The following is a 22,351-nucleotide window of genomic DNA, read 5'->3' as shown; positions in this document are numbered from 1 at the left end:
GCTGTCTGTAGTATTTATTAAAAATTGGCTTTTAGGCTGACGGACATTTGACGTTCAGGTCCCATCCAGCAGTTATTGATGTCGTAACAAGCACCAACATAGGTCTTATCGAACAGATTGTTGATACTAGCGCCCACCGCGAGCATTGGGTTTATTTGATAGCTGCCGCCGACATCTACCAGCGTCACACTGGGTAAGTCATCAGAGTTTTGCTTGTCAATCTGCATGCCGTCTTCGTAGCGAATGCCAGCATTAAGAGTGAGTTTGTCCGTAGCATAGTAGTCTGCCCATAGCGTGGCTTTGTGTTTAGCAGTTTGGGCAGGGGTGTTACCGACTACATCAGGATTGAACTCATCTTCTGTGATCTCAGCATCGGTATAGCTATAGCTTGCAGCGAGATCTACCCAATCATTGAGCATACGACTGCCTGATATCTCAAAGCCTTTTGATTCAATTTCACCAGTTTGCGTTTGGCTTCTGTAGTTGATTTCATCCGCTACTACGACGTTTTTTTGTGTGATATCAAATACGGCAAGCGTTCCTTGAGTGGCACGATCTTTTGACAAGTACTTCACCCCAGCTTCTAGTTGATCGGCAGTGGTTGGCTTAAATGGTTCATTGGTAATAAAGTTACTACCGACCACAGGCTGGAACGACTGCGAGTAGCTGGCATAAGGGGAGAAACCATTACCAAAGTCATAAATGGCAGCGAAACGTCCACTGGTTTCTGATGCATCATTATCAATTTTCTTATCGCTATAGATGACGCCTCCAGTGGCTTTGGTTTGATCAGTGATACTGTCAAAATCATCGTGACGTAAGCCTGCCACTACCGTCCAGTCTTTCCACTTCATTTCATCTTGTACATAAAAACCAAGCTGACTTTGTTCGATATCTTCCTCTTGACGATAAGCATCTAATGGCAGAGTATCAGCATTGATTTGTGAATAATCTGGATTAGATAAATCAAGGTTTGGCGTGCCATCTGCGCCAGCATCATAGTAAGTCGCGCTGCTATCTGTCTCTTGATACTCAACACCGAACAGTAGATTGTGTGAGGTGTTAGCTGTATTGAATTTATAGGCAAGCTGGTTGTCCGTGGTCCAGTTATTCATGCTCTCATCCGTAGTATAAGCCACGCGATTGAGAATCGTGTCACTGCCCTCTACAAACCCTCCACTGTTATACATATTGCGTTGTTGCGCCTCGGCATCGGTATAGCGCATGATATGTTTAAAAGTTAACTGGTCATTGATATCCCAGTTCACAGTAACGCTTGGCATAAATACTTCTTTACTAAATTTATTCCATTCATCGCCTGCATAGGCATCACTGTCGAGCTTGCCATAGCTTGCCTTGTAGACAGTGCCGACAGCAGGCAATGGGGTAGATGGTACCATCTCTGGATCATCTTGATAAAACAGATTGGCAAGTACCGAGACATCATCAGTTGCCTGCCATTCAAGGGACGGATTAATCAGCAATCGCTCTTCTTCTGTGGTTTGCATTTGACCATCTTTTTGGCGTTTTAGCGCGACTAGGCGATAGTTTAAGGTGTCTGTGATAGGCCCTGTACTATCGACGGCCACTTCTTTTAGGTTTTGATTGCCAAGTCGTAGCTGTACTTCATTTTCTGGAGTGCTCTTAGGGGCTTTGGCTATTTGATTCACCATACCGCCGGGTGCTGCATAGCCATAAAGGGAAGAGGCGGGTCCTTTCACGACTTCGACCGCTTCAGTCGCATAGACATCGACTTGTGGCATTAGGTTCCAAGCGCCATCGTAGGGCAGTCTTAGTCCGTCATAAAAGTTTGAATAGGTTTTAAATCCGCGGATATTGTACTCATCAAAGACAGATACCGTACCGCGGCTTTCAGAGCTTACGCCTGGCTCATAACGTAATGCAGCATTGACGCTGTCTGCCTGACGCTTTTGCAACAGGTCTTGATCGATTCTGGTATAGCTCATTGGTGCGTCGTTTGGGTCCAATGCAGTTTTGGTGCCAGTACTACGATAGCCATCTGAGTAGACGGTGATAGCATCCAAGGTGGCTGATGGTGTAGCAGCCTCATCGTTTTCAGTGTTGTTTGTCGGCTCTACAGCGTAAGCGGCGTGACTCATACCCATGATCAGGCCAATTTGTACTGCTGTGGTGAGATATTTTTTGCGAATGACGTTAGTGGTTAGATGAGACCGCATCAGATTTCCTCTTGGACTAAAATGATTAAATGTTATTTGTGACAGTTAAAACAAATTTACAACGACGCTAATAATAACACTAATGATAATTATTATCATTAAAAAATTACAACGAGACAGTTTTGAGAAGTATTTGCAGAACTTAAAAAGGTAGAGGCGCAGTATGGCAAATGAAGCAGTATTGCGAATAGAGCCACGCAGACTTACTGTTTTGACCGATGTATTTTAAACGATGGTTTTTGTCAGGCTTTTCTCGTATTATGCAGCAGCATTCTGAATACAATTATTTACAGTAGAACTTTTACATCGCTGTATCGACGTCACTGTACGGCTTTATTCTAGCTCGTTTCGAGACTCTTTAAAATTGGTCTTGCAAGCAGATGTATTACTATTATCGATAGGTTTACGTTGTTTATTGAGCAACCAAAGATTGTTTAAGGTCACATTTATGGACACACCCTCCAACCAATCCTCCAACAACCAACGCTATTTCACAGTGTGGCGTTGGCATTTTTATACAGGTATTTTTGTTGCTCCCTTTTTAATTGTCTTAGCGATAACGGCGCTCGGTATGCTGTTTATGTCCAACACAGTAGGACGTGACAACGACCGCTTAACGGTTGTCGTGCCAGAGCCTACAGTTCAATCACCTGTTTCTACTCAAGCAAAGAACGCGCTGAGCACCTTGCCTGATAGCACACTGGTTAAATATATCGCTCCTCGTGATACCGATACAGTGGCTTTATTTCAGATAAAATCAGATGATCAAAGCAATATGGTGGCAGTCAATCCCTATACGGCTGATATCGTCCAAAGTGCGCCTACCAGTAGCGGTCTTTATAGTACGTTTAACGATATTCACAGTGATTTGCTGATTGGTAAAGTCGGTGATTATCTGTTAGAAACGGCGGCATCATTGACTATTTTGATGATTTTGTCTGGTTGGTATCTGTGGTGGCAAAAACGTAAATCCATCAAAGCGATGCTGATACCTAATGAAAGGGCAGCCAATAAGAAAAAACGCTCTTTTATCCGTACGATTCATGCGACATTGGGCAGTTGGATATCTGTGCTGCTACTGTTTTTCTGTATATCAGGTATGGCATGGGCAGGTGTATGGGGTGAGAGAGTGGTGCAGGCATGGAGCCAGTTTCCTGCAGGTAAGTGGGGCGTTGCACCTGTTCCCGTATCAATTGACCACAGCCAACATGCTGCCATGCAAGAGTCTACACCAGCGCCGCATGTACATGGTGCGGCAGCGTCAGAAGCGCATACTGATGCACCCACACATGGCAGTGCTCTAAACTCTGGCGACAACAAAGAAGTTCCTTGGGTACTTGAGCTGACGCCAATGCCTTTATCAGGTACGACCAAGGGCAAAGATGGTATCGCCGCCAATATACCCATTATGATTGATACGGTGGATCGCTACGCTCGTGAAATCGGTTTTGTAGGGCGTTATCAATTGAACCTACCACAAGGTAGTACAGGCGTCTGGACCATTAGCCAAGACTCAATGAGCTATGATATGAAAAGTCCGATAGCAGATCGTACGGTACATATCGACCGTTATTCGGGTAATGCCTTAGCTGATATTCATTTTGATGACTATAATGCGTTTGGTAAATTCATGGCGGCTGGTATCGCGCTGCATATGGGTACGCTCGGATGGTGGAGCGTACTGGCTAATGTACTATTTTGCCTAGCGGTAATCGTTATTTGTGTCAGTGGCTATATCATGTGGTGGCAGCGTCGCCCTCGTCAGGAAAGCAATAGCGCGGGATTAAACCCACCAGCTCGCGGCTTAAATGTTTCCGTCTGGTGGCCGCTTGCTATTCCATTATTAGTTGTGGCTATCATCTTCCCGACTGCTATTATCGCGATTATAGCTATCGCGCTATTAGACTTCTTGGTGATTTCTCGAGTTGGGTTTTTGCAGAAACGGTTAAAATAAGCGAACGGTAAGATATCGTTGTTCCTTATATAGTAAAAGAGCGCCTTACAGTAAGGCGCTCCTTTTTTTGCTTAAAAAATACTCAGATTAACTGCTATTTAGCTTAAAGTTGATCAAACGTTTTATGGGATTGAAATAAATCGGTTCATGCTAGTAGTTAAAGTATTGCTTACTTGAGCATAGCAATGGCATCTTTGCTGGCACGCTGTCGCTCTTCGGCATTTAGCTCAATGAGACGGCCTTCTTTCATCAGTAATAATCGATCAGCATGCTCAAAATAACCGTCATCATGACTAATAATAAACAGTGTCTTACCCATGGCTTTTAGCTCAGGAATGAGCGTTTGGTAAAACACGCGGCGAAAGGCAGGGTCTTGGTCGGCTGCCCACTCATCGAGCAGTAATATGTCTTTTTGTTCGGCGACAGCGATTAGCATAGCCAAGCGTTTGCGCTGACCTTGCGACAACTTATCTGTAGAGAGTTTATGGTCAGACACACTTACTTTTTCTTGTAGATTGAGCTTATGTAGCCAGTCAGATACTAGGGCCTCATCAGGATCATTACCCTCATATCCAATCAGCTGTTTAAATAGATGTTGGTCGCTAAAAATCGCAGAAAACAGCTGTCTAAAATCGGCGTTGTTCTCTGAATTAACGCTTTGTCCATCGACTTGTACCGTTCCTGTAGTAGGAGTAAAGATACCAGTAATGATTTTGGCAAGGGTAGATTTGCCGCTACCATTCGCACCGATTAAGAAAACCACGTCACCTCGTTGCAAGGTTAAATTGACGGACTTTAAGATGTTATTGGAAGGGTTCTGATTGTTATCACTGTTATCGCTATTTTGAGCATTATCATTAACCGCTGTGTCTGGTGCATGACTACTATTACTACTGCCTACATAGCGATAATTGATATTATTCAAAGTTATGGACTGCCAGTCCTGTGCAACCGTGTCTGTCGCAAAGCTCGGCTGATGCTCGGCCAATTCTAAAGACTGTATCTTTTCTAGCGCAACTTGAGCGGTCTGCAATGTTGGGTAAGCGCCAACCGCATGTAGGAGCGGCGACTGCATAAACAAAATCGTCAAAGAAAAAGTAGTGGCAACCCCCATCGGAATATCGAGATAATTGGCCATTGCAAACACGATACCAATCGATGCAAACATCATAATATTGGACCAGTTCACCGCTGATAAATGAAAAGTATCAGACTTAGTCACGGTCTTCTCGTACGATTTGGCATGGGCCAAGAAATCATCTGTATACAGTTTTTCTGCTCGGTGTTGGTTAAGTGCCAGCTCTTTACGACCTTCTATTATCGACTGATAATCCTGATATAACGCGTCATTAATCTCTCTTAATTCGGTCAAATGGGTATAAACATGCTTGACCAAGAGGGTGCTTATCCAAATCGTCATCACAATCCAAGACAGGACAATAAATAATAATGGCAGCGATAACCAACCCAAATACAATCCAACACCAGCAGATAGGATAACACCCTGTACTAGCTCTGGCATACGGACGAAAGCAACGGTAATCGATTGAATGTCTGAAGACAAGCTGGCAAGTAGGCGTGCGCTACCCAAATGATCTATCTGAGGAACGGTAGTATCGATGATTTGTTTGACCAGTTTTGTTCTAAGCTCATAGACAAATCGATGCCCCAGTCGCGTCAATGCATATTGCGACAAAAAAGTCGTCAATAGCAGTAACAACACCAGCAGTGAAAACTGCGCCAAACTTAACCAAGATAAGGTATCGAATACTGGCTGACTGATAAAGGTGTGGTTGATATAGGCAATAATACCCACGCTGACAGCGGCATTGACCAAATTTAGCAAAATGACTTTGAGAAAAGGCAGACGATAATTCGCCCAAATCATATGGTATAAAGAAGCAGTCATGCGAGAGGACGCTGTGGTATGAGAGGACATAGTAACTCAGTAATAGAATAAATTTTTGATAGCAGAAAAGGGAGTAGGTCGCGCCTAATCCCTTTTATAAAACCTAAGAAAGCCTACTAATAAAGCTTAAAAGTCGAACGTTGCCGATACTTTTAAGGCCGTTGGTTCACCTGCATTTAGATAGCCTGCATCTGAATAACCGCCTACTGACTGCCAGTAGTCTTCACCTGTGACATTGGTTACCATGCCTTTTAGAGTAACGTCTTGTCCTGCCAACATAGTGCGATAGCGTGCACCAAGGTCTAAGGTAGTATAACCATCAACCTTTAAGGTATTGGCATTATCCGAATAACGAGAGCCTGTGTGGATAATATCACCCGTCAATGTCAGTCCTTCAACGGCGGCTAAATCATACTCTAGGTTGACATTGCTCTGTAAGGTAGGCACACCAATCACTCGATTACCATCTAATGCACTATCACCAGTGTCTTTTTGCTTAGCACTTAAGTAAGTAACACCAGCATTGAGGCGCATGTTTTCACTTGGGCTACCAAAGACAGTCAACTCCACACCTTGATGACGATTTTCTCCAGCAGCAGTAAACGTATTTGAGTTGTTGATATAAGCACGCGGTTCATCAGTTCGGAAGACAGCGAGACTACTGCCAATCATACCATTGTCGTATTTCACACCCAGTTCAGTTTGCTCACTCACGTACGGATCTAGATTTTGACCACCATTAGTGACAGCGTCATTATCGTTAGTTAGAGGCGCTCTTTTTCCTGGTGCTAGACTTTCGATATAATTACCATATACAGACCAGTCCATCGTTGGCTGATAAATGATACCGACGCTTGGTGTCCATGCGCTTTCATCATAGCTAGCTGTTTTGGCTTGGGTATTATAGTCATAGCTGGTTGTTTTGATATTTTGATGACGTACGCCTACCGTAGTTTTTAGCTTATCGTTGAACAGTGATATGGTGTCTGCTAGCGCAAAGCTTTGAAACTGCTTTTTGTTGGTTAATTTTGGGTCATTTAAATTACCACCGAAGATTGCTGTGCTTGTAAAAGGGACCTCAGCGTAGTCGGTAGGGTGGTACAAATTGGTCGCGAGTTGATTACCAAAATCATACGCGAATGCACCTTTTTCTTCTTGGTCATAGAGATCAGCTGCTAGTACCCAATTATGAGCCACTTCACCCGTTTGCCATTTACCACGCAGACCGAGCTCGGCACTTTGTACTAAATCTTTTCTGGAATTATCAAAGCGATAAATCGTGCCCGCACCATCAACGTTGTTGACAGTTAAAGTGGCTAGTGAGTTTTCTTCCTCGCCACTTCGCACACCGTAAGCACCATAAGCGGTAATGTTATCAGTAAAATCATATTCTCCTCGAATGGTACCAAAGACATCCTCTTCATCGGAGTAGGTCCAAGGTTGCGCCCAATTTTTTGAGCCGTCTGGAGCATTTGGTACACTAGACACCCCACCAAGATTGACACTAGGACGAGTCTCTGACAGCTTATTGTCTTGCCAGCCCAAATCGGCCGATAGGCGATACTGATCCGCTCTATAATCCAAACCGAGCGCCGCCAGACCCAAGGTCGAAGACTCATCATCTATTGCGCTGTCTCCATCTTGATAAGCAGCATTAAAGCGAATCCCAATAGCGTCATCAGCACCGAAGCGATCACTAACATCTACTGCGACTTTGCCTTGGTCACCTTGACCATAACCAAGCGTCACTTCACGTAGTGGCTCATTACCAGCACGTTTCGGTAGCAAATTGATTGTACCACCTGCGTTACCGCCACTCGGTGCCGCACCATTCAACATTGCTGAGGCACCGCGCTGAACCTCGACGCGCTCGAACAATTCAGTTGCAATGTACTGTCTTGGTAAGATGCCATATAGACCGTTGTACATGGTGTCATCTGATGTGGTGATAAAGCCACGCATGAAATAGGCTTCTTGAAAGTTACCAAAACCTCTTGCTACACGAACAGTAGGATCCTTTTTGAGTAGATCGCCTACACTTTGCGCTTGCTGATTGGCGATATATTCATTGGTGTATGAGGTGGTAGAGAACGGCGTATCCATGATGTCTTGGTTACCCAAGATTCCGACGCGGCTGCCGGTCGCAACTTGGCCACCTTCATAGGCGCTTGGTAGTCCATCTGCTGAAGCATCAGCGCTACTGGTTACGACGATAGTATCAAGTACCACGTTAGGAGTGGTTTGAGCATCTACATCATCTACCTGTGCCCATGCCGATTGACTCGTTGCTAATACGATGACAGAAGTAGATAGACAGGTTGAGTATAGTGTCTTTAGAGAGGGTGATTTCGTCGATACCAATCGCGAGGGTATAGATGCTAATCGTAGAGAAGAACCAGATACATTCGAAAGATTAAATAACGCAGCAGATAAGCGAGATAGTTGCATGAATATTTCCAGCATGTAAGTTAAATGCTTATTATAATGATAATCATTATTATTACAATGGTTTGCTGAACCTATTTCTACTATATCATATTTGAGTAAATTAGAGAGATCGCTTTATGTTTCGATAATAGGATAGCCTGCAACTAGGACAGTATTTTTATACTGAGCGAAGTTAGGTTTGTTTTGAACCAAAAAGGGAGTGTTAATCAGCGTTTGGTTTACCTTTTATAAGCAGTCTATTTGAGCGCTTCGTTCATTTGAGCCAGCTAATGTACCAATGTATGCTATTGTATTATCACTGGTATGGAGTACGTTGGTATCGCTTACCAGAGATGCAGTCAAACGGAATTGACTGATTTATATAATTGAAATGGATTTTTAAGGTGGCGCTTATGTATGCAGTAATTGGAGCAGGTCCAATGGGGCTCGCTGCAGCCCGAAATTTGCAAAAACTCAATATTCCTTTTGTCGGCTTTGAGCTACATACAGATGTAGGGGGCCTATGGGATATCGACAATCCGCACAGTACCATGTATGAAAGTGCCCATTTGATTTCGTCCAAGCGTATGACGGAGTTCAAAGAGTTTCCTATGAGTGACTCAGTCGCGGCGTATCCTCATCATACCCAGCTTCGTCAGTACTTCCGCGACTTTTCAGATACGTTCAATCTAAAATCATGTTATGAATTCTCCACGCGTGTGGTCAGCATGGTGCCTGAAGGGGATGGCTGGCGTTTAGTTAGTGAGTGCAATGGTCAAAAGCAATCGCGGCTGTTTGAAGGTGTGCTTATGGCAAATGGCACTTTACATACCCCAAATATACCAAGTCTGCCAGGTACGTTTGCAGGCAGGTTAATGCATTCCTCTGAATATCGTCGCCCGTCAGTGTTTAAAGACAAACGTGTGTTGATCGTTGGCTGTGGCAATTCTGGTGCTGATATCGCTGTTGACGCGGTGCATCATGCTAAATTGGTGGATATCAGTCTGCGCCGCGGCTATTACTTTCTTCCCAAATTTATCAAGGGTCAGCCAATTGACACACTAGGCGGAAAACTAAAGTTGCCGCGTCCAGTTAAGCAGCGTATGGATGCGGCGATGATTCGTATGGTTATCGGAAAACCTTCTGATTATGGATTGCCAAACCCAAACTATCGCATGTATGAATCACATCCTGTGGTCAATTCATTGGTATTACATCATTTGGGTCATGGCGATATTAAGGCGCGCCGTGATATTCGCCGCATCGATGGTCATACGGTGACCTTTAGTGATGGAGAAAGTCATGATTATGATTTGATTCTTATGGCGACTGGGTATTTACTAGACTATCCATTTGTTGAGCGCGCGCATCTTAATTGGCCTGCCAATCATGACGCTCCTCAGCTTTATATGAATGTCTTTCATCCTGAGCATGATAATTTATTTATGATGGGTATGGTTGAAGCAGCAGGGTTGGGCTGGGAAGGACGAAATCACCAAGCGCGGCTTGTCGCACTATATATTCAGCAGCGTCAGCAAAATACAGCAGCTGCTAAACAGTTTAATAAAGTGAAGCGTAAGCGAGCTGGCAAGACACTCGATGGTGGCTATGATTATATTAAGCTTGCGCGTATGGCATATTACGTGAACAAAGATGAATACTTAGAAACGCTGTCCAAGCATATTGCCGAGCTTGAAACAGAGCAGCCTGTATTGGCGTTAGAGGTATGATAGCGGCAGTGGCGTTTGAGCCACGGAGTTTGATTCTGCTCAATCTAATCTTGGCGCTGATGATGTTCGGCGTGTCATTGAGCTTACGTTTCGAAGATTTTAAGCGTATCGTCTTGTATCCTATTGCGCCGATAGCAGGTCTGTTCGCTCAGTTCTTTCTACTGCCCTTAGCCACGTGCCTGTTTACGTGGGCATTGAATATCGATCCTGAGTTGGCGCTAGGAATGATTTTGGTCGCGTCTTGCCCAGGTGGTAGTTTTTCTAACATTATGACTTGGCTGGCACGCGGTAATGTCGCGGTGTCAGTCAGTATGACTGCGGTATCGAGCCTCGCTGCAGCTATATTAACACCAGTCAATTTTGCCTTTTATGGTTGGCTTAACCCACACACGCGTGAGTATCTGACAAAGATAACGATTGAGCCTAGCAGTATTCTGATACTGGTTCTATTAGTGTTAGCGTTACCTTTAGTGCTAGGGATGGTAACGGGGCGCCGCTTGCCAGATCTGGTCGTACGTATCCAAAAACCGCTACGTATTTTCTCGCTACTCGTGCTGATGGCTTTTGTGGCAATCGCTTTTTCTAGCAATTTCGCGCTATTTTTAGAGCGTTTCCATAGCTTTTTTTGGTTGGTCGTTGGCCATAATTTATTGGCGCTTTCGTTAGGTTATGGCATGGGGCTGGTGCTCAAGTTGCCAGTCGCGGATCGGCGCGCGGTGACTTTGGAAGTAGGAATACAAAACTCAGGGCTAGGATTGGTTATTTTATTTACTTTTTTCCCAGAGGCAGGTGGCATGATGCTGATCACGGCGTTCTGGGGTGTATGGCATTTGGTGTCAGGACTGACACTTTCACAAATTTGGGCACGGATACCCTATGAATAAAAGCGCAATAAATAAAAGCATAGTGAATAAACGTATATTAATCACTGGTGCCGCAGGTTACATCGGCCATCAGTTGGGCAATCGCCTGGCTGATCATTACCATGTCGTCGGCACAGATATTCGCAAGCGCGATGATCTAGACTTTCCAATTCACGTATTAGATGTGCGCGATGAGGGTTTGGCAACGCTACTAAAAGAAGAGGGCATTACCCATGTCGTGCATCTCGCCTCTATCTTGCAAGCGTCAAAAGATCGTGCTCGTGACTATGATATCGATGTCAATGGCACGCGTAACGTACTTGATTGCTGTATCAAAGAAGATGTCGCACATATAACGCTCACCAGCTCGGGTGCTGCCTACGGATATCATGCTGACAATCCTGAATGGATTGATGAGCAAGATGCACTACGCGGTAATCCTGAGTTTGCCTACTCGGATCACAAAAGACAAGTCGAGGAAATGCTTGCAGATTTTCGCGAGCAGCATCCACAATTACAGCAGCTGATCTTTCGACCTGGTACCGTACTAGGCGCTGATACGCGCAATCAAATTACCAGTCTGTTCATGGCGCCGCGTGTGCTTGCGCTCAAAGGCAGTGAGTCGCCCTTTGTGTTTATTTGGGATCAAGACGTGATCGGCGCGATGGAAATAGGTATTCGTGAGGACAAATCTGGCATCTATAACATGGCAGGCGATGGTGCACTGACGATGAGGGATATCGCAAACCGACTTAATAAACCGCTATTGACTCTGCCAGTGGGTTTGGTTAAAGCTGGTTTACAGGTGGCAAAGTGGAGCGGTAAGCCAACAGGGCCAGAGCAGGTTAATTTTTTGCGTTATCGCCCAGTACTGAGTAACAGGCGACTCAAAGAAGAGTTTGGTTATTGTTTAGAAAAAACGTCTGCCGAAACCTTCGAGTACTTCATCGAATGTAATGGATTGCGTAAACCTTGATAGGGAGAAAGTCATCGATGCCATCAATGCCATCAATGCCACCAATGTCATCAATAACTGTTACTTTAATCACTGGTGCTGCATCAGGACTTGGTTGGGCGATGGCACAGCACTGGTATGCCGCTGGGCATCACTTAGTACTCGCTGATATAGATGAGCAAGCGCTGATCGCCCGCGCTCGTGAGTTAGAGGACTCTGCTAGAGTCATGACAGTCGTCACTAATATTACTCAAATTGATGATATTGCTGCCCTTATTGAGCAAGTTAGCGAGCGCTTTGGCCGTCTTGATTTATTGGTGAACAATGCTGGGATTACCCATCGATCACCAGCACATCAGACTGATCCTGCAGTGTTCCGCAAAGTTATGGCGGTAGATTGGCAAGGAGCAGTGGAGCTGACTATGGCTGCGCTACCGATGCTAAGAGAATCTAAAGGTCAAATTATCTGTATCGGCTCAATGGCTGGTTGGATGCCAGTTCCTGGACGGGCAGCGTATTGTGCGGCAAAAGGTGCGCTGACCCAGTTCTTTGAAGTATTGCGCTTGGAACTAGAGTCTGAGGGTATACATATTCTTATGGTCTATCCCAGCTTTCTTGATACACCTATCGAGAACCACGCGCTCGGCCGTGATGGCAGTATCGCAAAGCATCCACGCTCAATGATCGGTAATATGCGTAGTGCTGAGTGGATGGCCGAACAGATCGATCAAGGTTTGCAGCGGCGCAAACGTTGGATATTGCCGGACCCTACCTCACGCTTTGGCAGTTTACTGTGGCGTATTGCACCAGCTTTATACTTGCGTCAGGTGCGTAAACGTTTTGGAAATGAGTTGCGGTAGACTACGTTAAGTGAGAACCTAGAAGAGAGGCTAGCGGTTCATGCAAATTACCGATAGTGCTATGCTAAAAATACTATGCTGAAGAGCGCTATATTTGAAGGTGCTTTATTAGAAAATTCACATTTAAAAGTCTCTATGTTGAAAGACTCTGTATTAGAAGGTGCTTTATTAGAAAATACTATGCTAGAAACAATAATCTAGCATAGTATTTTAACTCATAGCGTTTTAGCTTTACTAACTAGTTCAATATCACCTAGTTCAGTATTACCTTACTGAGCATTACCTTTCTCGGTACTAATGATTTCTAATTGGTTTACCAAGCTCTACGGTCTCTTCAGTCTCAATGACGGTAGGATTTTTCGCTTCTTGACGTTTATCCCACCAAGCGAAGATATTGGCCAATATAGAGCCAGAAACAGAGTGCCAAATGCAAGCAACGGCGGCAGCGATGGCGGACTCTGCATTGCCAGGGAAAAACTTAGTGCTTAAGCCCGTGGCCAACCCTGCATTTTGTACGCCAACCTCGATAGATATGGTGCGCTTTTTGGGTTTGCTCATACCAAATAAGGCACCTGAGTAGTAACCCAATATATAGCCGACGATATTGTGTACCGCAATGGCTAAAATAACAACTAGCCCTGACTGCAAGAACTGATCGCCAAATACAGCGGCAACACCACCGACGATAGCGGCAAAGGCTAATACAGCTACGCCTGGCATCACCGCACGTACATCATTAAACCAGTGCTTGTTTTGAAATAGTATGTTTAACATAGAGCCGATAGCGACTGGCAACAATGTCACTAATAGCATAAAGCGGAACATACCCCAGCCATCCATCTCTACAGATTGACCAACCAAATAATTGAGCCAAAGCGGCGTCACTAACGGTGCAATGATGGTCGATACGGTGGTCATACCTACCGAAAATGCCACATCACCTTTTGCAAGGTAGCTCATAATATTTGAAGACACACCACCAGGACAAGTACCAACCAATACTAGACCCAGTGTTAACCCAGGCGATAAATCAAACAATCTGGCCACGCTAATCGCTAAAATCGGCATAATGGTATATTGGATAATTGAACCGATAAAAATATCAAGCGGGCGCTGGGCCAACACCTTATAGTCTTCTTTACCTAGTGTCATACCCATTGCGAGCATAATGACACCCAGAACGATGACTTGGGCATCACCTGTCACCCAAGAAAAAGTCGCAGGCTCTATAAATGTCACTGCGGCCGCTAAAATAATAACCAATGCCGTAAATCGACTCAACTGCTGACTTATCATCCTCAAAAACTGCATTTCTCAAATCCTTCTAAGTCCGGAAAATAGTCAAGTATAAGTTCAAAACCACTGTATTTCCAATGGGTTTAGGCGGTTTTTAGCCAACAATAAGTTGCTATTGTGAAAACTTTGACTATGATTATATTGCCAAAGTTTTTTGAAATGTTTATTCAATAGTCAAATGAGGTACTAGGTGTTGCAAACTCCATCAAATTTAAATCGCTTCAAACACCTAGGTCTTGCGTTAGCGATATTTTATTTGCTTTATAATTTGACGACTGTTTATAGCGTATCTTTATATACACGCTACCCATCGCAAATTTATAATCTCGCCACACCGTTTGATAAATTTGTTCCTTTTATTCCCGCTATGATTATTCCTTATAGCTGGTCGTTGGTTTTATTTGTGGTTAGCTTTTTTTTGGTGCGGACGTCTACACAATTATCTTTATTGAGCTATCGCTTGATTCTGACGACCATCTTTGCCTGTTTAATTTTCTATCTCTATCCCGCTCGTTTCTCATTCAATCGATCGATACCTGATGATTGGACGCAGTTTGGTTATCAGTTTTTGCAGTTGGTGGACAAGCCATTCAATCAGTTGCCATCATTGCATGTCAGCTATGCCATGTTGCTTGGCGTATCCTTATGGGATGTTGTAGCGTCTAAAAAGAGATGGATTTCAGCGGCTTATCGATTGTTGCTGACTGGCATATGTACATTGATTGCCCTGTCGACAGTGTTGACGTATCAACATCATTTGCTAGATATGTTCGGCGGGGTAGTATTGGCAGTGTTGGTGCTGATACTCTCAAATCGAATCCGTAATGCACTGGTAATCAAGCATCTGACACTAGGAGTAATAGGATTCTTATTGATAGCGATAGCAGGGTTTTACTTTGCTAATATGAGTATGATAGCGTCTGAAGTTGTAGAAGATTTAGCCATTATGATTGCTTCATATTGGTTAATCAGCTTTACGATGTTGGCTGGTGTCTATCAACAGGTCAAGCCAATACGAGATATACGCTGGTTTCAAAAATCCAGTAGCGGTCGACTGACCTTACATACTTGGATTAAGTTTGCACCAATCATTATTATTTACAATGGCATGTCGTTGTTTGGACAGTGGTATTTCAAAATTTTCTCCAAAAGTCAAAAGTATTCACTCACGCCATATGCTATTAATGACAAGGTCAATGTTGTTGCTTCACCTCGATTGATGCAGACGGATCTAAGTAGCCATATAACGTATTGGTTATCTAGCTACAGCTCATTAGAGTTGCGAAGTTCGTTAGAAAGCAATCGGCCTGCAGTTCGCTATCAAATTATTGTTGTTGATTTAGCTGCTGAGATATCTAGCCACACCCACAATCTTGAAGTAGTTGCTAACGATATCACTAAGATGCCTGTTCATTACTTATATTTGCCTTTGTTGGATTTGCAGCCATTAAATGACGTATTGCTCCAAGACTATATTGATCTATTTCAACAAATTGAAGCGTTGATACAATCGGTAGAGACACAAGCGATAACCGCTAATAATGAGAGTTGGGTAGAGGGTAGTCAGGTAGAAGGTAATCAGGTAAAGGATAGCTTCATCACACTTATCAATTTTCATTGCGTGATGGGGCTGTCGCGTAGCATCGGTGTACAGGTTTTATATTTATTATATTGTGGTACGCTAACTGTCTATAACTATCAATCGTGGATTGAGCAGCATTATTCGCACGCGCACCTGAAAAATGCCTATTTGCCACAGTCGTTGGTAGAAACTATGGCCAATTATAAGTCTGTCACCTATTCAACAGCGCCTTAATAACTATCGATGTCAGTAGGTTTGCGTCTGCTAATTTTTCTTCGTTTGCTTTTTACCTATTGCTTAATTCCTATTCAACTATGGAGGAATCTATGAACACCTCGTTGCCTCGCTTGTACTCTTTTCGTCGCTGTCCTTATGCTATGCGCGCTCGTCTCGGTCTAATGTTCGCCGAGTTACCACTAGAGCTACGAGAAATAACGTTAAAGAATAAGCCAGATCAGATGCTAGCGATTAGTCCAAAAGGCACGGTTCCTGTATTACAGCTTTCAGATGGATCCGTCATTGAAGAGAGTGCGGAGATCATGATGTGGGCGCTTGAGCAAAACGATCCTCAAGGACTGCTAGGTGAAAAGGTTTCATCTGAGGCTAATGCACTGATAGCACAAAACGACAATGAGTTTAAGCAGTGGCTCGATCGCTACAAATATGCCGATCGTCACCCTGAGATGACTCAAATAGAATATCGGCAGCAGGGTGAAGTTTTTCTGCAGGATTTAGAAGCGTTATTGACTAAGAATACGTATCTACTAGGTAATAACGTGACGGTTGCTGATATCGGTATCATGCCGTTTGTTCGCCAGTTTGCCCATGTAGATCGTGATATTTTTTATAGTTTGCCTTATCCCAAGCTACAGCTATGGCTACAACATTGGTTGCAACATCCGTTATTTTTGCAAGTTATGACTAAGTTTGAACCATGGCAAGAAGGCGATGAGGTGGTGATTTTTCCTTGTTAATATCTGGTATTTGAAGTTATTTATATGATCACATGAGTGGTGAGTGGTAGGTAAAGTATAGATTTGAAAGAACGTAGGAGAATACACATTGTATACTTGTAGTGGTCAAATATTTTTAGACAGTACTTAAGAGGTTTTTGTTGAAATAAAGTCTCTTTTTCTCGCTCGGTGTTAAATACTCATTAAAGCTGTGTGGTCTTACACTTTGATAATAGCCCCAAATATAATCATTTACTGCCTGCCGAGCCTCATCAATATTGTCATAGCCGTTTTTTGGCATCCACTCTGTCTTAAAGCTTCTAAAGAACCTCTCTGTAGGTGCATTGTCCCAACAGTTGCCTCGTCGGCTCATACTATGCGACATACCATTGCACTTGGCTACGCATTTAGCATACTCTTCACTGGTATAATGACTGCCTTGATCTGAATGAAACAGCACGCCTTTAGGCTCAAGTCTTATGTGATATGCCATTTTTAGTGCAGATGTGGTCAGCTGGGTATTCGGGCTATCTGACAAGGCAAAACCAACAATACGTCGAGCATATAAATCCATAACGATGGCTAAATAACACCATCCGGCTTTGATACGAATATAAGTAACATCACCTGTCCACACTTGGTTTGGTGCAGTGGGCGCAAACTGACGGTCTAGTATGTTTCCATAAGCTTTATGGAATTCTTCACAACGCCTGTACTTATGTGATTTTATCTGTCGACTAATCAACCCCATTTGTGCCATCAGTTTAACTGCTCTGTAGCGTGTGAGTTTAATGTCATGTTGATGCGTGACGATAGCAGATACCGTCCTTGCACCAGCCGAGCCATTTGACTGCTCAAATACTTCTCTGATTAAGGCTTTGAGCCTTATAAGTTCAATGTCTATAGACCTAGATTTAGTACTGTTGTAATAGCTGCTTCTAACAACCCCAATGCGTCATAGGAGCAACTACCAAACGGTTTTTGATGACGATGCCATTATTAAGGGTAAAAGGTTGAAATAAAGGGTGGTATTTTGATTTCATAAGAAAATTCTCCTAACAGTATATTGGGTAACTTGAGCTTATGTATCAGCTATCTTAAAATTTAATTAACTTGCCATTGGTTAAAATCTTCTAGCGTGGCTTGTAAAATTGCCTCTTTATCACAAATGGCTGTGCCTTCTGCTCGAATCAAGGTGCGTTTTTTAAAGCCCATTTTTGCAAACATCATATCCAAATAACGGTAAGCAAATTCCATTTGTTGGCATTCTTTATCCAATGAGAACATCGACCCACTAATTTGTAGAAACAACACGGCTCTATTATCGGTCAATAAGGGTTCAATTTTACCTGCCTCGCTGTACTGGAAAGTCTCTCGTGGCACCAACACCATATCCATATAATCTTTGAGTCGAGCAGGGATATTGTAGTTATACATCGGATAGATAATAACGATTTTTTGATGCGCTTTAAACTGCTGTAACATCGATTGCCGAGTGTCGGCGATAGCTTGCTCCGCCACACTCAAAGCCTCCCCTGCTTTTTGTTTATAAATGACCGTTAGGGTTGCCTCATCCAAGGTAGGTAAATCCATGTCATTTAATGGCAAATAGGTTGTGCTTTCAGCAAATTGCTGTTTGATTTGTTGTAGTAACTGAGCCGAAAATGACTCAGTATGGGCATTGATTGTGGTATCAATGACAAGCGTTTTCATGGTTTTATACCCCATTTTTATTGGTTTAATTTGGCTAACACATTTTCTGCTAAGTCTTGCAACGTTTCTTTGACAGGGCGTTTGGTAGGCTTTAAATTAATGGTGACATGAGATAAGCCTTGTTCTTTCTGCTCTTGCCAAAATTCCAGCAAACTATGTGACCCGCCTCGTAGATAAATATTGCGAGATAATTGAGCAGGCTCATTCGGATTCTCACTAAGTTCGACAAAATTGGCATAACCAAAAGGATGCCAAGCGTCATCTTGATTTAAATCCGCCAAAGTTTGCACGATATTTTTGGTATCTTTTGGGTTTACCCCATGCCAAATCCACGCATCGGCAGTATTAGCAAGCCAATCTAGTTCCTGTCTGGCACGACCAATAGCAACCATCGGTAAGCGTTGTTCAAGGATAGGGATAAAGCCAATATTGCCTGTTAAATCCCCATAATGTTGCCCTTTAAACTGCGGAAATTTTTGGGTGGTTAAGGCACGAATCATGTCCCAACTTTCTCGAAAACGCTCGGCACGATTGTCAAAGTTTTGCTGAAACACAGGGTATTCCACAGGTCTATCGCCACTCGACATCCCCAAAATAAAGCGATTATTGCTTAATACTGCCGTACTTGCTGAGGCTTTGGCGATATGAATGGGACTCCGCAAAGGTGCAACGATGCCTGCTGAACCTATCGCAATTCGTTGGGTTTTCGCAGTCAAATAGCCCATGGCAACCATGGGGTCAAATGCTTGTCCAACATCGCCAAAACTTGGGTCATAAAATGGCACATCTCGCAACCATAGTGCAGAAAATCCAAGCTGTTCTGCTAAGACAGCGGTTTCCCCAAAGTCTTCTAAGCTCGGAATCGGACTATTGGGATAGCCTTTAAACGGGGCAATCAATCCCAAGGTGAGTTTATCCGCTTGAAACACCTCACTAAATGCAGGGTGATTGGCAAGATGAGGGGGTAGTTGTTTTTGTTGCGGGGTTATATTTTCATTCGTCTCAGCGGTGTGAAATAATTGGCTATTGTCTTGTCCAAGAACAGAGAGGTTTGGTACAGCAGTTTGTGAGCTTGTGGTCATGGGAGTCACTCCGTTAAATTAAGCATTAAAAAATATAGCCCTAGTATAATGCTTTTATTTTTAATGATAATTGGGGTAAAATTAGAAACAGTTTTGCTTTTTTTGCAAAAATATGTTTATTCAAAAATACACTTAACTGCTAACAAACCCATGACCATCAATTACTTCTATGCCCTCACTATTTTTCACCATGTGGCGAATACTAATAGCTTTACTGCCACGGCAAGTCAGCTTGGGCTGGCGGTGTCGTCTGTCACTCGGCAAATTGATAACTTAGAACAATCCTTGCAAGTTAAGCTATTGAATCGCTCAACCAGACATTTGGATTTGACCCATGCAGGGATGCGTTATTTACAACAGACCGAGCCGATATTAGCTGAATTACAACAGGTAAATGAAGCGATTAAAGAGGAGCAAATTGAGCCACAAGGGCGATTGTGCCTTACTTTTCCCAGTGCCTATGGGATTGAAAAAATCGCCCCATTGCTTGCCGAATTTGCCCATTTATACCCAAAAATTGAATTGGAGCTATTTGCCAGTGATGAATTTGTAGATTTATTTAATGAGAAATATGATGTAGGGGTGCGGTTAGGGCGTGTGGAGGATGACCGCTTGGTAGCAAAATTTATTGCCTCTCAGCAACGGCTGTTATGTGCCAGTCCCGATTATCTACGATTGCATGGAACACCACAAATACCGTCACAATTAGCCGAGCATAATTGTTTGCCGTTTATGTATCAAGGCTATGCGTCAAAGTGGTATTTCCATCAAACGGGTAAAACGCAAAGTTTGCGGGTGACAGGGAATTTGATGGGTAATAATATAGAAATGCTGAAACAAGCCACGCTTGATGGACAAGGGATTAGCCATTTACCTAATTGGCTGATTGAGAAAGCGTTGCAGTCTGGGGCGTTGGTACAGGTGTTGTCTGATTGGCAAGTGACCCCGTCTTTGGCGACAGATGACGGGATTTATTTGGTGTATCCGCCCACTAGCCGTAATGTGGTAAAAATTGGCGTGTTGGTGAATTTTTTAGCACAGCGTTTGATAGGTTAAACTGTAGATGGTGATATTGTGAAAAGCAGTAGAATATTATGCGTATCTAATTTAGGAAAGGCTTTCTTCATCATACTATTCTGATTTAAGTAACTGAACAAATTTAAATTATAAAAAACCGTTCGTGGTGAGCTTGTCGAACCATAACGGTTTTCCTACTCTTCAACAGGCTCAGGGTGAACGGAAAACCATATATAATTTTGTTTCATTACTTACTAGAATAATAGCTTAATACTTTTGTTTGTGCGGTGTGTAGTGGTCATATCTTCTCTCCAGTCTTGGTGATAGTATAACCTCTTATCTACTGTCCTATTTCATTATGCCACTACAATGACACCTGCTGAGTACAGGCAGGTGGCTTAATTATTCTACGATGATGTTGTGTTAAGAATGGGGTATTTACAATGAGGTAATTCCGCTTATGGAACATTTAGCAGGCCTAACAAGACCATAAATTGACCTCCCTGCGCTACACTTCAGCCGGTAAATTATGGCAGCGTTGATATCACTACCACTTGTCAAGTTGAATACACTGATGACTATCTAACTTTTAAGCCATAATTACTTTAGTTTGAATTAAAGTGAGTTAATGCATAGACTGAAGCAAGTAATGTCTTCAGTCTATGTTCGTAGTTCGATTACACTTATTCTATCGGAGACGGCTTGCCATGTGGGCTTGAGCGCAGATATTGTTTAGGCGCTTTGACGGTTGCGCCAAGCTCGGCCGCCGCATGCCAAGGCCAGTGCGGGTCATAAAGCATACCGCGTGCTAATGCAACCGCATCCGCTTGCTGCTCAGCAATGATGCTTTGCGCTTGCTCGGCTTCGGTGATTAAGCCCACTGCGATGACGGGTATATTGACGGCTTCTTTTATCGCGGTTGCAAAAGGCACTTGAAAGTTCGCTTCCACAGGAATTTGCTGGTCTGGGCTAAGTCCTGCGGTACTCACATGGATATAATCACAGCCTAATGCCTCTAATGCTTTAGCCAGCTCGATCGTTTGGGCAAGGTCCCAGCCGCCTTGGGCCCAATCGGTTGCAGACACACGCACACCCACTGGCTTTTTACTTGAAAACTCAGCTCGAACCGCTGTAAACACGTCAAGTAACAAGCGCATTCTGTTTTCAAGACTGCCGCCGTATTGATCATCACGCTTGTTAGAAAGCGGCGATAAAAACTGATGCAATAGATAGCCGTGCGCACCATGAAGCTCAATCAGGTCAAGACCCAGCGCATCGGCACGTCTTGCCGCATCGACAAAATCGCTGATGAGCGAATCAATGTTTTTTTGGTCCATGGCTGTGGGTACAGTAGAGTTTTCGTCATACGCAAGCGCTGATGGTGCCACCGTTTGCCACCCATTTACCTCATCAGGGGCAATCGAACCGCCGCCGTCCCATGGCTTTTCGGTTGACGCTTTACGTCCAGCATGGGCCAGTTGTAGGCCTATTGGCATAGGACTGTACTGTCTGATTGCTGTTAGCGTTTTATCTAGTGCAGCTTGAGTCCTGTCATCCCATAAACCTAAATCAGCATAGCTGATACGTCCTTGTGGATTGACCGCTGTTGCTTCTAAAATAAGTAGTCCTGCGCCGCTCAAACTCATTTGGCCCAAATGGATCATATGCCAATCACTTGCCGCTCCATCGTTGGCAGAGTATTGGCACATGGGTGCGATGATAATACGGTTATCTAATGTGAGTTGCCCAAGTTTCAAAGGCGAAAAAAGCTGGCTCATGGTGAATCCTCAAAAAACGTCTAAAGGCACTGAA

16 protein-coding genes are annotated in these 22,351 nt (G+C 43.6%); 8 read left to right on the top strand and 8 right to left on the bottom strand.

The window, feature by feature from the left end:
- Positions 1-17 precede the first annotated feature (17 nt).
- A complete protein-coding gene (locus CXF62_RS02200) occupies positions 18-2,198 on the bottom strand; it encodes a TonB-dependent siderophore receptor (protein WP_101204487.1) in 2,181 nt (726 codons plus the stop codon).
- Between the two features lie 448 nt (positions 2,199-2,646).
- Between CXF62_RS02200 and CXF62_RS02195 the strand changes: the two genes are divergently transcribed.
- Positions 2,647-4,152, top strand: a complete 1,506-nt coding sequence (locus CXF62_RS02195; RefSeq protein ID WP_102092721.1) for a PepSY-associated TM helix domain-containing protein — start codon at positions 2,647-2,649, stop codon at positions 4,150-4,152.
- A gap of 169 nt (positions 4,153-4,321) precedes the next feature.
- Here the strand turns inward: CXF62_RS02195 and CXF62_RS02190 are convergent, their stop codons facing one another.
- Together CXF62_RS02190 and CXF62_RS02185 are read right to left on the bottom strand one after the other, a co-directional pair.
- Positions 4,322-6,040: a multidrug ABC transporter permease/ATP-binding protein gene (locus tag CXF62_RS02190; RefSeq protein ID WP_371547383.1), complete on the bottom strand. Its 1,719-nt coding sequence runs from the start codon at positions 6,038-6,040 to the stop codon at positions 4,322-4,324.
- 147 nt (positions 6,041-6,187) lie between these two features.
- Complete coding sequence (locus CXF62_RS02185; protein ID WP_102092719.1) at positions 6,188-8,509, bottom strand: TonB-dependent receptor; 2,322 nt, start codon at positions 8,507-8,509, stop codon at positions 6,188-6,190.
- 392 nt (positions 8,510-8,901) lie between these two features.
- Between CXF62_RS02185 and CXF62_RS02180 the strand changes: the two genes are divergently transcribed.
- Genes CXF62_RS02180 through CXF62_RS02165 form a run of 4 tightly spaced genes read left to right on the top strand, consistent with a single transcriptional unit; the run spans position 8,902 to position 12,896 of the window.
- Entirely contained in the window at positions 8,902-10,218 is a 1,317-nt protein-coding gene (locus tag CXF62_RS02180; RefSeq protein ID WP_102092718.1) for a flavin-containing monooxygenase, read from the top strand.
- Positions 10,215-11,102 carry a bile acid:sodium symporter family protein gene (locus tag CXF62_RS02175; RefSeq protein WP_102092717.1) on the top strand — a complete coding sequence of 296 codons (888 nt, stop codon included), beginning with the start codon at positions 10,215-10,217 and terminating at the stop codon, positions 11,100-11,102. The genes CXF62_RS02180 and CXF62_RS02175 overlap by 4 nt, the downstream gene beginning before the upstream one ends.
- Positions 11,095-12,057, top strand: coding sequence for an SDR family oxidoreductase (locus tag CXF62_RS02170; RefSeq protein ID WP_102092716.1), 963 nt, complete (start codon positions 11,095-11,097; stop codon positions 12,055-12,057). The genes CXF62_RS02175 and CXF62_RS02170 overlap by 8 nt, the downstream gene beginning before the upstream one ends.
- Positions 12,058-12,074: 17 nt before the next feature.
- A complete protein-coding gene (locus tag CXF62_RS02165) occupies positions 12,075-12,896 on the top strand; it encodes an SDR family oxidoreductase (protein WP_228153133.1) in 822 nt (273 codons plus the stop codon).
- A 294-nt stretch (positions 12,897-13,190) separates the two neighbouring features.
- Here CXF62_RS02165 and CXF62_RS02160 read toward each other — a convergent pair whose 3' ends face one another.
- Complete coding sequence (locus CXF62_RS02160; protein WP_102092715.1) at positions 13,191-14,207, bottom strand: bile acid:sodium symporter family protein; 1,017 nt, start codon at positions 14,205-14,207, stop codon at positions 13,191-13,193.
- Between the two features lie 352 nt (positions 14,208-14,559).
- Here CXF62_RS02160 and CXF62_RS02155 point away from each other — a divergent pair, with 352 nt between their 5' ends.
- Both CXF62_RS02155 and CXF62_RS02150 read left to right on the top strand, forming a co-directional pair.
- Positions 14,560-16,008 (top strand): phosphatase PAP2 family protein, encoded by a 1,449-nt coding sequence (locus CXF62_RS02155; protein WP_228153136.1) that lies wholly within the window; start codon positions 14,560-14,562, stop codon positions 16,006-16,008.
- Between the two features lie 92 nt (positions 16,009-16,100).
- Positions 16,101-16,748: a glutathione S-transferase gene (locus CXF62_RS02150; protein WP_102092713.1), complete on the top strand. Its 648-nt coding sequence runs from the start codon at positions 16,101-16,103 to the stop codon at positions 16,746-16,748.
- A gap of 115 nt (positions 16,749-16,863) precedes the next feature.
- On the opposite strand, the gene CXF62_RS02145 is transcribed toward CXF62_RS02150, so the two are convergent.
- From CXF62_RS02145 to CXF62_RS02135, 3 genes are all read right to left on the bottom strand, one after another.
- Positions 16,864-17,625, bottom strand: coding sequence for an IS3 family transposase (locus CXF62_RS02145; protein ID WP_322868749.1), 762 nt, complete (start codon positions 17,623-17,625; stop codon positions 16,864-16,866).
- 206 nt (positions 17,626-17,831) lie between these two features.
- Complete coding sequence (locus tag CXF62_RS02140; RefSeq protein ID WP_157822722.1) at positions 17,832-18,440, bottom strand: FMN-dependent NADH-azoreductase; 609 nt, start codon at positions 18,438-18,440, stop codon at positions 17,832-17,834.
- A 17-nt stretch (positions 18,441-18,457) separates the two neighbouring features.
- On the bottom strand, positions 18,458-19,522 hold the full coding sequence (locus CXF62_RS02135; protein ID WP_101204498.1) for a TIGR03571 family LLM class oxidoreductase: 1,065 nt from the start codon (positions 19,520-19,522) through the stop codon (positions 18,458-18,460).
- A 150-nt stretch (positions 19,523-19,672) separates the two neighbouring features.
- Here CXF62_RS02135 and CXF62_RS02130 point away from each other — a divergent pair, with 150 nt between their 5' ends.
- Complete coding sequence (locus CXF62_RS02130) at positions 19,673-20,578, top strand: LysR family transcriptional regulator (RefSeq protein ID WP_197707684.1); 906 nt, start codon at positions 19,673-19,675, stop codon at positions 20,576-20,578.
- 644 nt (positions 20,579-21,222) lie between these two features.
- Here CXF62_RS02130 and CXF62_RS02125 read toward each other — a convergent pair.
- Entirely contained in the window at positions 21,223-22,317 is a 1,095-nt protein-coding gene (locus CXF62_RS02125; protein WP_101204499.1) for an NADH:flavin oxidoreductase/NADH oxidase, read from the bottom strand.
- Positions 22,318-22,351 lie beyond the last annotated feature (34 nt).

Source organism: Psychrobacter sp. MES7-P7E, assembly GCF_002863645.1.
GTDB lineage: Bacteria > Pseudomonadota > Gammaproteobacteria > Pseudomonadales > Moraxellaceae > Psychrobacter.
Note: the sequence above shows the minus strand (reverse complement) of the source record. Positions and strands in the feature narration are given on the sequence as shown.

What these genes read in the sequence shown, in the direction of transcription:
- CXF62_RS02200 (WP_101204487.1), bottom strand. Translation starts at nt 2,198, where the DNA reads ATGCGGTCTCATCTAACCACTAACGTCATTCGCAAAAAATATCTCACC.
- CXF62_RS02195 (WP_102092721.1), top strand. Translation starts at nt 2,647, where the DNA reads ATGGACACACCCTCCAACCAATCCTCCAACAACCAACGCTATTTCACA.
- CXF62_RS02190 (WP_371547383.1), bottom strand. Translation starts at nt 6,040, where the DNA reads ATGATTTGGGCGAATTATCGTCTGCCTTTTCTCAAAGTCATTTTGCTA.
- CXF62_RS02185 (WP_102092719.1), bottom strand. Translation starts at nt 8,509, where the DNA reads ATGCAACTATCTCGCTTATCTGCTGCGTTATTTAATCTTTCGAATGTA.
- CXF62_RS02180 (WP_102092718.1), top strand. Translation starts at nt 8,902, where the DNA reads ATGTATGCAGTAATTGGAGCAGGTCCAATGGGGCTCGCTGCAGCCCGA.
- CXF62_RS02175 (WP_102092717.1), top strand. Translation starts at nt 10,215, where the DNA reads ATGATAGCGGCAGTGGCGTTTGAGCCACGGAGTTTGATTCTGCTCAAT.
- CXF62_RS02170 (WP_102092716.1), top strand. Translation starts at nt 11,095, where the DNA reads ATGAATAAAAGCGCAATAAATAAAAGCATAGTGAATAAACGTATATTA.
- CXF62_RS02165 (WP_228153133.1), top strand. Translation starts at nt 12,075, where the DNA reads ATGCCATCAATGCCATCAATGCCACCAATGTCATCAATAACTGTTACT.
- CXF62_RS02160 (WP_102092715.1), bottom strand. Translation starts at nt 14,207, where the DNA reads ATGCAGTTTTTGAGGATGATAAGTCAGCAGTTGAGTCGATTTACGGCA.
- CXF62_RS02155 (WP_228153136.1), top strand. Translation starts at nt 14,560, where the DNA reads ATGATTATTCCTTATAGCTGGTCGTTGGTTTTATTTGTGGTTAGCTTT.
- CXF62_RS02150 (WP_102092713.1), top strand. Translation starts at nt 16,101, where the DNA reads ATGAACACCTCGTTGCCTCGCTTGTACTCTTTTCGTCGCTGTCCTTAT.
- CXF62_RS02140 (WP_157822722.1), bottom strand. Translation starts at nt 18,440, where the DNA reads ATGAAAACGCTTGTCATTGATACCACAATCAATGCCCATACTGAGTCA.
- CXF62_RS02135 (WP_101204498.1), bottom strand. Translation starts at nt 19,522, where the DNA reads ATGACCACAAGCTCACAAACTGCTGTACCAAACCTCTCTGTTCTTGGA.
- CXF62_RS02130 (WP_197707684.1), top strand. Translation starts at nt 19,673, where the DNA reads ATGACCATCAATTACTTCTATGCCCTCACTATTTTTCACCATGTGGCG.
- CXF62_RS02125 (WP_101204499.1), bottom strand. Translation starts at nt 22,317, where the DNA reads ATGAGCCAGCTTTTTTCGCCTTTGAAACTTGGGCAACTCACATTAGAT.